Origin of the sequence: Campylobacter concisus, assembly GCF_002912895.1 — a bacterium.
In the GTDB taxonomy this organism is placed as follows: Bacteria; Campylobacterota; Campylobacteria; order Campylobacterales; family Campylobacteraceae; genus Campylobacter_A; species Campylobacter_A concisus_G.
The window spans coordinates 45,899-60,922 of sequence record NZ_POZX01000009.1 but is presented as its reverse complement, the minus strand read 5'-3'; the positions used below and the strand labels follow the sequence as shown (position 1 = coordinate 60,922).

The window sequence follows — 15,024 nt, the reverse complement described above, 5'->3', positions numbered from 1 at the left end:
GCAAAGCTTTAAGCCGACAAACGAAGTGCGTCAGTAGTTTTTTTGGGGTTTAAATTTATGGATAAAGTCTTTCTTAACTTAACAATAGAGCAATATAACTTCTTGATGTCTACCACTGGGACTTTATGCGGTTTCTTGCTTTGTTTGTTTATTTTCTTAATTCTTTCAAGAATTTAAAAAAGGTGTTTAAAATGTTTAATGTTATTGGTATTCCGTCTTTTGATTACTTCTTTTCTATCTTTATATGGTTTATGGTCTTATCTTTACCCATTTGTGCTGCTTTAACTCTTTTAACAAAAAGATTTTTATAAGGCTTTATGGTGAAATTTCTAATTAGATCTTTCATTTTCTTATCTCTTTTATGCTCTTTTGCTTTTTCTAATGCTTGTTCTGGTGGCTTATGTTCGGTTATTCGTGATAAAGACTTTGATAGCACTTTTAAGCCTATCGATGGCAAATTTTTAAAAGGTAATAATTATTACGGTCTTAGATCGCCAGAAACTGGCTATTACTATATCTATTCTTTTACAATTACTCAAGAAGCTTATTATTTTTTAGGCTCAAAAACTCCTGGTTTTTATGTTGGGTTTGGCTATGGTCATGTTTATATAGGTGGCGAGCGTAGAGTTGGCCGCTTTGGCCAGCGTGGTGGTGGTGGTATTTTTGATTATTTTGTTTTTTCTGATTATCCTAAAGACCCTGTTTTTAATTATTATGATTTTATTGTTTTTAATTCCAAAGAAGTTGCAAGATGTAAGCTAAATCAAGAATTTAACACTGACACTATGCAATGTGTCGATTCTTGCCCAGCTGGTCAATTATGGAATGTAAAATCTAATTCTTGTGTGGTTGATTGCACCGATGAAGATAATCATAAATTTTTTACTTCTGATTATAATTGTATAGATTGTTCTAGTGCCTTAACAATAGATGATGTTGCAAGGTGTTATTGCACTGGTCTTGGCTCTTCTTATAATCCTGGTTATGCTTGGGATCCTAACAAACCTAATATTGTTCAAGCACATTGCAAAGATGGATCAGAAATTGTTTTTAAATTTGACAAAAATAAAGAAAATCTTGACAAAGAAAAAGAAGACAAAGACAAAGACAAAGAAGATCCAAACAAGGACAAAGACAAAGACAAAGAAGACCCAAATAAAGATAAAGACAAAGAAGATCCAAGCAAGGACAAAGAAAAAGATAAAGACAATAACAATTCTAAGCCTGGCACTGGTGGCGGTTCTAGCGGTGGCAATAATAACGGCTCTAGTGGTAATAATAGCGGTTCATCTGGCGGCACTGGTGGCGGTTCAGGCGGTGGAAATGGTGGCGGTTCTTCTGGTGGCGGACAAGGAAACAATGGCAATTCTGAAAACGCCACACCTGGTAATATAGATTATGGCGATCTTGAAGAAAAAACCGGCAATCTTTCAAATATGTATAAAAAAAATATTGATGATCTTTTTGAGCCTATTGATGGTATTAAAAAAAGCTTAAACGATACTATCTCAAAAATCAAAGACGGCGATTTAATGAGCTTAAAAAAAAGGCGGTATTCCTAATACTTGCCCTTTAAATTTTGAGTTTGATTTGATCACTGCAAAAAAAGAGATTATTTTTGATCTTTGCAAAATTCTTTCGCCAGTTTCTCATTCGCTTTATTTATTTTTTTATATAGCTTTCTTTTTGTTGTTCTTGGCATTAATAGTTAAGCTATTTATTTTTACTTTTATGGGGTGGTAGGATATGCAAGCAATTATAGCCACTATTGTTTCTTTCTTTGGTTTTTTTAAATGGGAAAATGCTATTAATTTTGTTTTTAAAGCAATTACATTTTCTAAAATGGTTATTATTAACGTAATTTTAGGTGCTCTTGTTATTTCTTATACGACTGCTGTTATTTATATTATTAATTTCATCTATTCTAAGCTTAACTATATTATTGATTATGTTAACAATCTCTCTGTTGGTAGTGATAGGATCGTTACGACTGCCTTTTCTATTTTAAAATCTCTTGGTGCTTGGAATGCCTTTTGTGATGTGTTTTCTATATTTTCGCCTATTTTTCTTTCTTTCTTTGTAATTTATGCGACAAAAATCGGCATTACTGTTTTTAGATTTGTTCGTGAAACTCTTGTTACATTTATTTTGGCAAAGCTTTAAAAATGATTACATATTTAGTTGGCAATCCTGGAAGCGGAAAAACATATTACGCAGTATATATGATTTATCAGACCTTTTTATTTGAGCCAAAGAAAACATTTTTATCTAAATTTGCAAAGCCAAAAGAGAAGCCTAATTATTCATTTTGTTACACAAATATAAATGAGTTCAAATTTGAGTTATCCGACAAATTTAAAAAGTTTGATTTTGATGATTTCTATTTAGGCTTAAGAAATTTATATGCTTTATATAAGACTGGTGCAAGCGATAATGAAGTTAATGAAAAAGCCAAAGAGCTAAATTTATATGGATGCATATTTGTTCTTGATGAGTGCCATAACTTCTTCAAAGATAAAAAAGATGAAATTTTAGTTTGGTGGCTTACATATCATCGCCATTTATACCAGGATATCTATTTAATTACCCAAGATTTAACCCTAGTAAATAATGAATATAAACGTATAGCAGAAAAATTTTATAAAGCTGCCGATAGTGCAAAAAGATTATTTTCAAAGAAATTTCGTTATGAAGTTTTTGCTTCATATAGGCTTTATAAAAAAGATAGATTAGAGATTATTAATATTCCATATCTTGAAGAAGTATTTAATTTATATCACTCCGGACAAAGTTCAAATAAAAAATCATTTGTAAGATTTTATTTTTTACTGGCTATTGTTGTATTTATTTTTCTTTTGCTTTATTTTTATTTTGTTGTTATGTCTATTTTTAAGCCTGACACTCCAGCTGAAAACAATTTATCAAACCAAGATAAAACTTCTTTTCCAAATTCTCAAAAAAATAGTATTTCAGATTTCCCAGATATATTCAAAGACACTTCTAAACAAAAAAATAAAACCAGCTCCGATGTTCCAGAAATTTATATATATAACATTACTTGCGTTAATTCATCTTGCCATTTTAACGATGACTATCATTTATACCCATTATCATTGCTTAGTTACATATCTTCAATGCACACGCCATTATATTTTTATTACGAGCCAAAATCTCACGAGCTTGTCAAGTACTACTATGTATTTGACAAGCCAGTTTTTCAAAATTTAATTTCAAAAAATAACAAAGGTGTTTCCGATGAAAAGTTTAATCAAGTTCCTAGTTCTTCCACTTCTGTTTTTAAATAGTTTGTTTGCTGCTGAAATTTATACTGATCTTTTAGATTTCGCACGCCTTACAAGTAGAGCAAATAATATAGCCATCGTAACTGATGAAAGCATACACCAGGGCGAATATTATTTCATCTATGAAGACGAAGTTAAGATCACAATTGCAATGTTTAGAAAAATGCTTGAAGCAAAGAATTTATACCTTTATAAAAAGGATAATTTCTACTATGTAAGCTCTCAAAAATTGCCTGATTATGATCTTAGGCGTATCGAGCTAAAGAATTATGTTTATGATGATGTAAATAAAATTCTTAGCCAGTTTGATTTAAATGCTACTTACTCAACGTCTTCTAATTCAGTTTTCTTTAGGGCTGATGACTATATATTTGATCAAATCAAAGAAGCAATTGCGAAAATTGATAAGAGCCTGGAGCAAGTAACATTTAAACTGACTATCACTGAAACAAATTTAAAAGACATTAAAGATTTAGGCACAAATTTAAAAGGCTTGCTTAAGCCACTTAATCACGGCGATTTAGCTTATTATATTAATCTGATTACTTCCCCTTACATTACTAATTCAAATATTATTAAAAATGATGATCGTGCCTTTTTTGGCATATTAAATTTTCTTGATACGAATGGCATTACAAAAATTATCTCATCGCCAGTATTAACGGCAAAAAACCATACCGAAGTTTATTTTAGTTCCGTTCAGAATATCCCTTACCTAGTTTCAAAAACTGATATATCAAACGTAAATTATCAAAAAACCGATAGTTATGAATATAAAGACATTGGTCTAAAGATAAATTTAAAACCTATCATTTTATCAGATCATATTGATTTTGACTTACATTTAATTCTTGAAGATATCTTGTCGCAAAGTTCATCATTAACGCCCATTGTTTCAAAAAAAGAGCTTAAAAGCTCATATTCTTTAAAGCGTGGCGACGTTCTTGTGCTTAGTGGTATCAATAAAACAACCACTTCTAAGCTAAGAAATGGCGTTCCTATACTTAAAGATATATGGCTTTTAAAGTATCTTTTTTCAGTCGAGCAAGACAGCGAGATAAATTCTGTTCTAACGCTCACAATTCAAATTATTTAATTTTTTTAGGGGTGTAGGGGATTTTCCCCTACAAAAGGCGAGTATTAAAGCCTATTAGCACGTTTTTCTTAATCGAGCCGTGCAGCTAATATGCTTTTTGGGTTTAAAACACCCCTTTCGCCTATATGTGTTTTGGCGTAGCCAAAAAAGGCTGCCTTTGGGCGGACGAAGTCCGCCACAAAGCAGCCCTTGTCAAATTAATAAAAAACTCTTAGGTTTAAGGAAGCGATTATGCCAGTAAAGAATTTATACGGTGTTTCGTCTTTTGATGTAGAGCTTTGTCAAGCAAAGCTTGATAGTCAAAGGGAGTATATGCGTTCTTTCTCTTTTGTTAATATTAATGGGTAGGTTAGAAATTTGCTTGATATTTCAATGTCTGCCAACTTTAGCGATAAATATTATGCCGAAGTGTCTAATCGTGTTAATGTGCTTAACTCTTTTGCGATAGATTATTTTCAAGTTCCGGTATTTTTAACCATTACCCTTAACGGCTGCTTTAGGGGTGCGTTAAATGGCGATTATTCTAAATTTAAGCCGATTGATTATAAATATTTGCCTGATGAAGTTAAGTATAAAGCTAAGAATTCAGCACCTTTGACTATTTCTGATCTGGTAGCCGTTCTTAATCATCAGTGGAATTTATTTATTATGCGATATTCTTATAAATTTAAAAAAATCGATAGAAGCTATATAAGGTGTTTTGAGCCACACAAAAAAGATGGCGTGCCACATATCCACGCTTTATTTTATGTCCCAGCTTATACGATCGATTTCATGAAAAGAATTTATAAAGATATTTTTTATGCTCCGCAAAACCTAAAAACAAATGCTATCACAAGCGAGCAAGAGAAAAACGGCGAATTAAACGGCTTTCAAACCAGCATTAATAATCCCAGCGGCTATGTTATGAAGTATATTCAAAAGACTTTTATCAACTTAAAAGAAACGCAAGATTTTGATGAGCTTTCAGCTTGGTATGTAAAGTACAAGGTAAGACGTTTTTTGAGTTCTCGCACTAAAGTGCCGTTATGGGTGTATAGGAAGATTAATTTTATTAGCACGATGCAAGACTTTTATCACTTAAACGACTTAAAAAACGATCATAGGGCTATTTTGGAGTGGAATAAAAAAGATGATTACATATATATAAATTTGCCTTTTAATAAAGAAGAGATTATTTATTTAAATGGCAGATTGGAGCATTACATAAGTGGCAGGCTTATGAATTTTTACGATAGATTAAAAATTGATAGCCGTAATGACGAAAATGCAAAAGATGAAATAAAGAGCTTTGGCAATTCTTTAAATCAAAAGCAAATTTTAAAAATTTGCGATGAGTTATTTAAGACCGAAAAACGAGTTAAGCCAGTAAGTAAGATGAAAGATTACGAGCTAGTAAATTATTACGAGAGCTTGGGCGGTGATGTAAATGCCCAGCATTTAGCCTATGTTGAAAATATAATGCTCGATAGGGAGCTAGATAATTTCACACATTATCACAAAAAGCACGATCTAAATGCCCCTGACATTGATAGCTTTGTAGATAGATTTTTGATTTGTAATGAGTTTTAAAATGTGTTTAAATGAGCTTTTTAATAATTATATTAGCTTTTATGAGCTTATTTTAAGTCCGACCACTCTAAGAAGTGATATAGCTACTTATAATAAGCATTTTAAAAACTCACTTGGCTTAAGAGAAATAGAAGATATAAATTTTATCGATATTCAAAAGTTTTGTAATGATCTTATCAAACAAGATTACAAGATAAAGACTATTAAGAATATCGTTGCAAAGCTAAAGGTTATTTTCAAGCTAGGTATAAAGCTGGAATTAATAAATAAAAATCCTTGCGATTTTATTGAGCTGCCAAAGTTTGATAATAAAAGGTATTTTGATTACTCGATCACTATTCAAAAACGTTTTATTAAGGCTATTTGTGAAAATACTGATCCAAGCTGTGATATATTCTTTTTTCTACTTCATGGCAGACGAAAGAATGAAGTATTAAGCTTAAAATTTAGCGATATAAATTTTAAGACCAGGACTTATATTATCCCCTTTAAAATTAATAAGGCTAAAAGAAATATGATTTATAAAATGAGCGATGAACTTTTTAATCGTCTTTACAAAAGATTTTTGATAGCCAAGAAAGAAAATAGGCTAAACGATTATGTCTTTATTAATCCTATGACTAACGATAAATTCAAAGATTTGCGTAAAAGCTGGTCTTCACTTCTTAAAAAGAACAACTTGCCTAAAATTAGACTTCACGATATAAGGCATTTAATTGGCACATATTCAATTAATTATTTAAAAATTCCTATCGAGCAAGTATCATTTACATTGGGGCATACAAATATCACTACAACACAAAAATATATTACTGCAAACGTTAAAAAATCAAAAGAAACTATCGAAAATTTACTAAAATCAATTTCAGAATAATTTAAGCATTTTAAAAAGTGTTTGAAATATCGATAAAATGGGTATTTGGTTGCGGAGGACGGATTTGAACCGCCGACCTTCGGGTTATGAGCCCGACGAGCTACCACTGCTCTACTCCGCGATAAGTATTATTTTGGATTTAAAAAGTGGATGGGGTAAGAGGATTCGAACCTCTGAATGACTGGACCAAAACCAGTTGCCTTACCGCTTGGCGATACCCCAATGTTTTTAAGAGTTGTAATTATATAGATTTTAATGTGCTTTGTCAAGACTTTTTAGATTTTTAATAAAAATTAAAATTCTAAAATTAAAGCAATTTATGACTTTAGCTATAAAATTTCCCTTTGTCCTTTTGCATTCACTGGACTTAAAACACCCATTTTTTCCATTTGCTCTATTATGTTTGCAGCTTTGTTGTAACCTATTTTTAAACGTCTTTGCAGATAGCTTATTGACGTTTTTTGCTCACTTAAAATGATCTCTTTAGCCTCTTCGTAAAGCTCGTCAAGCTCATCTTCTCCTAAAGTACCAGCGGCTACACTTCCGCTTGTGCCCTCTTCTATTAAAAATTTCTCATCATAAACTACGTCTTGTTGCTCTTTTAAGAAATTTACAACCGTTTCTATCTCTTTTTCGCTAGCAAATGGCGCATGCAGTCTTATCACACCAGGACTTCCTGGAGGTGTAAATAACATATCTCCTCGTCCAAGCAAGCTCTCAGCTCCCATTTGATCAAGAATGACCTTACTATCAATCCTCTGCCCTACCCTATAACTTATCCTACTTGGTAAATTTGCCTTTATAAGACCAGTCACGACATCGACACTTGGGCGCTGGGTTGCCACTATCAAGTGTATGCCACTAGCCCTTGCCATCTGTGCTAGGCGGCCGATGTAAAGCTCCACATCCTTGCCACTAGTCATCATCAGATCAGCTAGCTCATCGATGATCACAACGATATACGGGAACTGCTCACCGCCTTCCTCTTTCATCTTTTCATTGTAGCTCTCTATATTTTTAGTACGAGTTTGGCTCATTATCTTATATCTTCGCTCCATCTCAGCGACCATATTGGCAAGTGCAGTGATCGCTTTTTTAGCCTCTGTAATGACCGGTGTCAAAAGGTGCGGAATATCGTTATATATGCTAAATTCAAGCATTTTTGGATCGATCATCATTAGACGCAAAGTTTGTGGGCTATTTCTATAAAGCAAGCTTAAAAGCATCGCGTTTATACCGACACTTTTGCCAGATCCTGTAGTTCCGGCGATTAGCAAATGAGGTAGTTTTTTAAGGTCTGTTACAAAAGGAGCACCGACGATGTCTTTGCCAAGAGCCATGGTTAGCGGACTACTTGCATTTTTAAAGACTTCGCTCTCTAAAATTTCTTTTAGATAGATTGTCTCTAAATTTTGATTTGGCACCTCGATGCCTACCACATCTTTACCAGGGATTGGCGCTTGAATACGGATCGTTTGTGCCTTTAGCGCCATAGCTAGGTCATCTTGCAAAGTAAGGATTTTACTTACCTTGATATGTGGAGCTGGACGAAACTCAAATGTCGTGACGATAGGCCCAGTATAAGTTCTAACCACATCACCGTCTATTTTAAACTTACGGAGTTTATCAAGCAAATTAGAAATTTGCTGATCGATTTCCGTTTCATTTACACTATGTGAGCGTTTTGGTGGATCGTTTAAAAATTTAAGCGGTGGCAAGACAAAATTCTTTGGCTTTTCTACATTTCCTCGCTCTATTTGATCAAGCAACTTTTTGTTCTCAGCCACTTCGTTTAAAATTTCAACTCCGTTTATAGTTGAGGCCCTACTCTCTATTTCTGGCTCAGGCTCTAGTTCTTCATCTAAATTCTGTTCATCATCATTTAGCACCTGAGCTTCTATAAGCTCTTCTTCTTTTGTGCCTTCAGATTTTGACCTCTTGCGTTCTATCTTTGGGATTTGTTTTGGTTTTATATCCTTTAAATTTTTACTCGCCTCGTAGCTTTTTGGCTCTCTATCGACAAACGCCTTTCTTAAAACAATAATAAAATTTTCCCTAAAAGCAAGCCCAAGCGAGATAATAAACATCATAAGTATAGCAACCGCAGTGCCGATAGAGCCGATCACCTCTTTTAAGGCACTAACTATGAAATTTCCAATTATACCGCCATTTACACTTGAAGCACTCAAGGCTTGAAACATCAAAAAAGCTACAAAAAAGAGGAAAATTCCTACTAAAAACTGAGCAAAATCAAAATCAAATTTCTTAAAATTTTTATAGACAAAATAGCCCAAAATGATCAATAAAAACGGATAAACATATGCGATAAGTCCAAAATATTTGATATTTAAAACACCAAGGCTTTGTCCAAGAGAGCCTACAAAATCAGCAGTAGGAGCAGCTGTTGCTATACCAAAATATACAAAAATACAAACAAAAATAGTAAATAATATATGTCGTAAAATTTTAGATCCTTTATAAAAAGGCTTATTATAGCACGCTAGAGTTTAATTTTTAAAAAAAATCAGCAAGCCAGGCCTGCTGATTTATAATTTTAATTTAAGTAGTTAAGCAAACTTAGTTGATTGATCTTTGCGCTTGCTTGTAGTGTAGCTTGGTATGAAAGAGAAAGTTGCGTAAATCTCAAATATGACTCCGCATAGTCTGCATCGATTACACCGTTTTTAACAGTTTGTACATTTACTTTCATTACTTCAGCTCGTTCTTTTGTAGCTGTTAAAAGTCTTGATTGAGAGCCGATCTTTGTAAGCTCTTTATTTGCATGATCTATTAGGTGATCTAGTCTCTTTAAAGCACCTTGCATGCCAGTGTTTCTCGGATCATTATTATCGGCATCAGCTCTATAATATCCTTTTCTAACAGCCTCTATCATCTTATCAAGATCTTGAAAAACACTAGTGCTTGGCTCATCAATAGTTAAAGCATTATTTTCATTAAAGCTAAAAACAGAGCCTTTTCCTTGAGCGTGTCCAGCATTGCCAGCTGTATCTCTGCCGGTGCTATCTCCATCAAATTTATCACTATTTTTTGCATCATACATAGTTACTTCTATGTTTGTTACTGATTTTGTCTTATCAGTTAAAACCATTCTGCCACGATCGTCTAAAGTTGTCTCTACTGCACCTTTAGTTTTTGATAGAGCTTCTTTATATGCATTATAGTTTTGATCTCTTTTTACTTTTTCTATATCTGTATCAAAATTTGCATTTTCTGCATGTGGAGGATTTGGGATATTATCACTTGCTGCCATAGCAACTATGTCCATGAGCTGTCTATAAGTAAAATCACTAGCGTAAGTTCTGTAACTTCCAAACTCATCCGAGTTATAGACTGTTAAATTTCTAGTTGGAGAAGGCGTACCACCTGGTGGTGTAGATGTTATTTCAAATTGCACTGGAGTATTTGTGCCCCCTGCTGTACCCATTTTTACTTTTATGTCATATTTTGTACCGGTGATTGACTTTACTTGTAATTTTATCTCTTGGTCGTCGATATTAAAAAGTTCTCTCTTTCTAGCGTCAACATCTTTTGGATATAAATTTCTATCGTAGCTCTCTTTTGTACCAGAGACTTCACTTAGCTTTGTTTGATCGGTTGCAAATTCGCCAGTTCTTCTAGCTACTTGTGGTAAATTTGCTATTAATTCATTATCCTTTCTCTCAAATCTAACCTTATCATAGTCAAATGCATTTGTCGCATTTCCATCTTTATCGGTATATTTGCTCTTTACAAACTCGGTGATATGAACCTTTTTTGGAACGTTATTTGCCCTAGTCTCAAGATCTTCAAGAGAATTTACCGCATCAAGTTCGTTGTTTTGAGCGATTGCACCGCGATTTGGTGCTACCGATGTGGCTGCAACCATATGAAAGTCAATAGTTTGATTACCTTTAGTAAGATCTTTTATATTAAATTGTCCATCGTTATTTATGCTCACATCAACAACTTTTGTTGTTTTTGTATTGCCAAATTCCATACCGATTTTTTCCATAAGCCCAGCCATTGTTGTATTTGCACTCATCTTAAATTTGCTAGTAAATGTCGTGCCGTCTGGCTTTTTGCCTTGCATGAAAAAATATGTATCTGGAAAATTTACATTTGAATTATCTAAAAAATCATAATCTGGATTTATTGTGCCATTGTAAGAGCCATCACTTCTAACCACTGAATCACTAGCGTAATTTAGTCCGATCATATTTTTTATCTTGCTGTTATCGTTTAAAAATTTTGGCGCATAAGAGATGTCGGTTCTAGTTTGATCAGCCAAACGAACATTTGTAGTCAAAATTTTACTGTAATCACCATCTTTTCCTAAAAATAGATCATATCCTGGGATATTGTAAGGAAGCTCAACCTGAGCGCCAGCTGATGTTTTCATATAATCACGGTTGCCTTGATACTTTCCTGCACCATCTATTGGCTTTGTATCAACAGCGCTTCCAGAAAACAAAAACTGCCCATTAACTGAAGTGTTTGCAATATTCACAAGGTGATTTTTTATACCTTGAAGGTCATTTGCCAAAGCTTCTAGCGATGTCTTACTATGCACGCTGCTAGCTGCCTGGACTACTTTTGTCTTAAAATTTTCAAGCTGTTTTTCAAACTCTTGCAATGCATTATCTGTATTTTTTGAGAAATTTACAGATTTACCAGTGGCATCAACTACTTGAGTGAGAGTAGTTGCTTCATAATCAAGCCTCATCGCATCATTATAAGTCGCAGCACCATCGTATGGATCTTGAATTTTCAAACCATTTGAGAGCTGCTTGTAGCTTTTATTTACACCAGTCATATTTTTTTGGTAGTCATGCAAAGTCTGACTAAAACGTAGTTGGTTTGTTATTCTCATAATTTTTTTCCTAAATTTTTATTCACTCTAAGCAAAAATGATTCCGCTTGTTTTTATATCGGTAAAAATTTGATTTTTTTTAGCATAAAAAGTTTATTGTATAATCCAACAAAAATTTATATATAAGAATAGGTAAGAAAAATGGCATTAAAAATTCTCTTTTCTCCAAGCGAAAGTAAAATTTCTCTAAATACAAATAATAAATTTAATGGTAAGGATTTGATATTTCCAAAACTTTTTGACAAAAGAGTTGAAATTTTAAACAGATACGATGAGTTTTTAAAAAACGCAAATCTAGACGAGATAAAAAAGCTTTTTGGGCTAAAAGAGCTTGAAGAGAGCAAGCAGTTGCGAGAAAGCCTATCTCAAAAAGGCAGCATAAAAGCTATTTTAAGGTATGATGGAATGGCTTATAAACATCTAAACTATCGTGGTTTAGACAATGAGGCGCAAAAATATATAGATAATAATGTTTTAATCTTTTCAAATTTATTTGGGCCTATCTTAGCAAAAGATGAGATACCAGAATACAAACTAAAGCAAGGTGAAAAGCTAGGTGGCTTTGAAATTTCAAAATTTTATGAAAAAAATTTTAGTAAAGCGGTTGATGGGTTTTTGCAAAATGATGAGATTTTAGACCTTAGAGCTAAGTTTTATGAAAAATTTTACACTATAAAAAAAGAATACATAGCTTTTTGCTTTATAAAAAATAAAAAAATAGTGAGTCATCACGCAAAAGCATATAGAGGCGAAGTCTTATGCCAAATAGCAAATAAGCTTATAAAAAATAAAGATGAACTAATGAGCTTAAATTTTAAAAATTTAAAGCTTATTGATATGAAAAAGATTGGTCTAAAGACCGAGCTTACGTTTGAAATTTGCGAGTAAATTTTTAAAAAAATGCATTTTTTGTTAAAAAAACGTAAAAAAGAGCTAAATTTAGGGAAAAAGTATTGTATTTTTTTTTAAAAGAGTGTAATATAGCCACATAACTTCTTAAAAGGATGGTTCATGAAAAAAGCTGAATTTATTCAAGCTGTTGCCGATAAGGCTGGTCTTTCAAAAAAAGATACTCTAAAAGTTGTTGATGCTACTTTGGAGACAATCCAAGCAGTTCTTGAAAAAGGCGATACAATTAGCTTTATAGGCTTTGGTACTTTCGGTACTGCTGACAGAGCTGCAAGAAAAGCTAGAGTTCCTGGAACTAAAAAAGTTATCGATGTTCCTGCTAGCAAAGCAGTTAAATTCAAAGTTGGCAAAAAACTTAAAGAAGCAGTTGCTGCTGGTGCTGCTAAAAAAGGTAAAAAGAAATAATTTTCTTTTTCGGGGAGCAACTCTCCCCTTTTTTCTTTCTTCTCACAAATCTAAAATTTCAATCTTAACTTAGCCCGAGTGGTGAAACTGGTAGACGCGCCAGACTCAAAATCTGGTAAGGGCAACCTTGTGTCGGTTCGAGTCCGACCTCGGGCACCATTATACGTCTAAATACTTTCTAAATTTATCCGATATTATCTGCAACATCTTTAAAAAGGATTTTAGATGAATATTGCACCTTTAAAATATAACTTTATAAATTTAAAAGATTTAGAAAATCATACAGATATGCTCTATGCCTTTAAGAATAAACAAGGTTTAGAGATAAATAACGAACAAATTTTAAGTCTAAAAGAAAGTATAAAAGCAAGCAAAGTTATAAATATAACCGATGCTGAGATCAAAGAGCAAAATAGACACAAAATCCTACAAAAAATAGAAGAAATTTTAAATAACTACTCAAAAAATCTCATCTATAGCAACAATAAAATCCACTCCGATGAACTTTCTAGAGGCTATCATTTTAGTGAAAATGCCTACTTTAAAAATATAAAAACTTCAGACAGCAGCAGCATGCTATCTACACTAAAAAGTGGATACCTAGAAAATACAAAATTTAAAAATTTAAACGATTACGCTTATTCAAACACTCTAAAAACAAAATATGGCGAAGTAGAAGTATTTTTAGATATTTACGGCGATAACGATAAACTTGGCACTACAAAATTAGAAAATAATAGCTATTTTTTTAGCTTTGATAGTAATAGTGATGGTGTGCTAGACCAAAAAGATATACTCTTTGATAAGCTAAAAGCAAGGGGTTACGACAAAGATGGAAATGAAAAAATAGCAAATTTAAGCGATGTAATGCCAAGGGTTGATCTTAGACAGTTTATCAGCACAAATGTCATAAATCACAACCAAATAAAAAGAGAAGAGCTAAATCGTAAAGCAATGATCACAAACAATCCCGATCTTTATGTGGATACAAAAGATATTGATTATAGACACTCTTACTACGCCTCAGATCCAAATACTTTGTTCGCTGCAGAAAACAGATATGAAAAGATAGAGAAAAATAATATAAATAATTTCTTTAAAAAATATGCCCAAAATGACGGCTGGGTCGATCTAAGACACAATAATATATTTGGCAAAGATAGCTCTTTTAAAAATTTTGCCTATCTTAAAGTGGGTTTTGATGACACTGCAAGACTAAGCGAGTTTAATCCGATCATTGAGCCGAGTAAAGATTACAAAAAAGATGAAAATTTCTCATATACAAAATTTCAAAAAGATAGTTTTATGAAATTTTACAAAGATTATAACGCTGAGTTTGACGCATACAACAAAATGATAGAAAATCTTGGCAATAATTTAAAGAAATTTGAAGAAAATGCGGACGCTTATATATCAAGGCTTGAGAAGACAAAATCAGCCAAAATGATCGCGATGGAAAATGAATTTAAGCAAGCAACTGGACTTGAGTTTAGTGTCTCAAATTTAAAAAAAGTAAAAAAGGCTTTTATAACAAATGAAGCCACAGCTGCCGCATCTTTGCAAGATAGCGATAGCGTCATAGCTATGAAGCTAAACAAAGATGGTACCATAAGGCTAAAATTTGATAGTGGTAGAGAGATAGACGTAAAAGAGCTTTATAACGATACTGGCAAGCTAAATACATCAAGTGAGCTAAAAACTAGCATCAATTTAGAGGCAAAAGAGATGAATAATGTGCAGCTAAATAGCTTGGATTTTAAGGATATTGGCTTCATGCAAGGTGATAAAATCGTAAGCCTAAAAGATGCTGGAGCGATCGCTATTGTCAATCTATCTAATAAATTTGAGAGTAAATTTTTAATCAGTCTAAATAATGGCAAAAGCATATCTACAAGAGAAATTTATAATATCAGCTATCTTGAAAATGATTTAAAGAGTAAAGAAAAGATAGATGAGAGAGATAAATTTTACAAAAAGGTTGATATTAAGGCATAAA

The 15,024-nt window shown here is 32.7% G+C and carries 11 protein-coding genes and 3 tRNA genes; 10 read left to right on the top strand and 4 right to left on the bottom strand.

All coding sequences use genetic code 11. The features are described from left to right. Positions 1 to 320: 320 nt before the first annotated feature. The 6 genes from CYP51_RS00815 to CYP51_RS00790 all read left to right on the top strand — a co-directional run bounded on the left by CYP51_RS00815 (position 321) and on the right by CYP51_RS00790 (position 6,844). Complete coding sequence (locus CYP51_RS00815) at positions 321 to 1,562, top strand: hypothetical protein (protein ID WP_103624002.1); 1,242 nt, start codon at positions 321 to 323, stop codon at positions 1,560 to 1,562. Between the two features lie 184 nt (positions 1,563 to 1,746). Further along, positions 1,747 to 2,163, top strand: coding sequence for a hypothetical protein (locus CYP51_RS00810; protein WP_180997720.1), 417 nt, complete (start codon positions 1,747 to 1,749; stop codon positions 2,161 to 2,163). Positions 2,164 to 2,165: 2 nt separating this feature from the next. Further along, positions 2,166 to 3,305 (top strand): zonular occludens toxin domain-containing protein, encoded by a 1,140-nt coding sequence (locus tag CYP51_RS00805; RefSeq protein ID WP_103624001.1) that lies wholly within the window; start codon positions 2,166 to 2,168, stop codon positions 3,303 to 3,305. Beyond that, positions 3,256 to 4,398, top strand: a complete 1,143-nt coding sequence (locus tag CYP51_RS00800; protein ID WP_103624000.1) for a type II secretion system protein GspD — start codon at positions 3,256 to 3,258, stop codon at positions 4,396 to 4,398. Before CYP51_RS00805 ends, CYP51_RS00800 begins: the two co-directional genes overlap by 50 nt. Before the next feature lie 426 nt (positions 4,399 to 4,824). Further along, the gene (locus CYP51_RS00795) at positions 4,825 to 5,970 is read left to right on the top strand and encodes a replication endonuclease (protein ID WP_219809024.1); all 1,146 of its coding nucleotides are present in this window, start codon (positions 4,825 to 4,827) and stop codon (positions 5,968 to 5,970) included. After that, positions 5,960 to 6,844, top strand: a complete 885-nt coding sequence (locus tag CYP51_RS00790; RefSeq protein WP_258032753.1) for a tyrosine-type recombinase/integrase — start codon at positions 5,960 to 5,962, stop codon at positions 6,842 to 6,844. Before CYP51_RS00795 ends, CYP51_RS00790 begins: the two co-directional genes overlap by 11 nt. A 46-nt stretch (positions 6,845 to 6,890) precedes the next feature. Here the strand turns inward: CYP51_RS00790 and CYP51_RS00785 are convergent. From CYP51_RS00785 to CYP51_RS00770, 4 genes are all read right to left on the bottom strand, one after another. Then, positions 6,891 to 6,965, bottom strand: a tRNA-Met gene (locus CYP51_RS00785). A 26-nt stretch (positions 6,966 to 6,991) separates the two neighbouring features. Continuing rightward, a tRNA-Gln gene (locus CYP51_RS00780) sits at positions 6,992 to 7,066 on the bottom strand. 107 nt (positions 7,067 to 7,173) lie between these two features. Continuing rightward, on the bottom strand, positions 7,174 to 9,255 hold the full coding sequence (locus CYP51_RS00775; protein ID WP_440588225.1) for a DNA translocase FtsK 4TM domain-containing protein: 2,082 nt from the start codon (positions 9,253 to 9,255) through the stop codon (positions 7,174 to 7,176). Between the two features lie 143 nt (positions 9,256 to 9,398). Continuing rightward, positions 9,399 to 11,714 (bottom strand): flagellin N-terminal helical domain-containing protein, encoded by a 2,316-nt coding sequence (locus CYP51_RS00770; protein ID WP_103623997.1) that lies wholly within the window; start codon positions 11,712 to 11,714, stop codon positions 9,399 to 9,401. A 141-nt stretch (positions 11,715 to 11,855) separates the two neighbouring features. Between CYP51_RS00770 and CYP51_RS00765 the strand changes: the two genes are divergently transcribed. The 4 genes from CYP51_RS00765 to CYP51_RS00750 all read left to right on the top strand — a co-directional run bounded on the left by CYP51_RS00765 (position 11,856) and on the right by CYP51_RS00750 (position 15,023). Next, positions 11,856 to 12,602 (top strand): YaaA family protein, encoded by a 747-nt coding sequence (locus CYP51_RS00765; RefSeq protein ID WP_103623996.1) that lies wholly within the window; start codon positions 11,856 to 11,858, stop codon positions 12,600 to 12,602. Between the two features lie 123 nt (positions 12,603 to 12,725). Further along, positions 12,726 to 13,028 carry an HU family DNA-binding protein gene (locus tag CYP51_RS00760; RefSeq protein WP_012001719.1) on the top strand — a complete coding sequence of 101 codons (303 nt, stop codon included), beginning with the start codon at positions 12,726 to 12,728 and terminating at the stop codon, positions 13,026 to 13,028. A 72-nt stretch (positions 13,029 to 13,100) separates the two neighbouring features. After that, positions 13,101 to 13,187: transfer RNA gene (locus tag CYP51_RS00755), tRNA-Leu, on the top strand. Between the two features lie 66 nt (positions 13,188 to 13,253). Then, positions 13,254 to 15,023, top strand: a complete 1,770-nt coding sequence (locus tag CYP51_RS00750; RefSeq protein WP_103623995.1) for a response regulator — start codon at positions 13,254 to 13,256, stop codon at positions 15,021 to 15,023. Position 15,024: the final 1 nt, after the last annotated feature.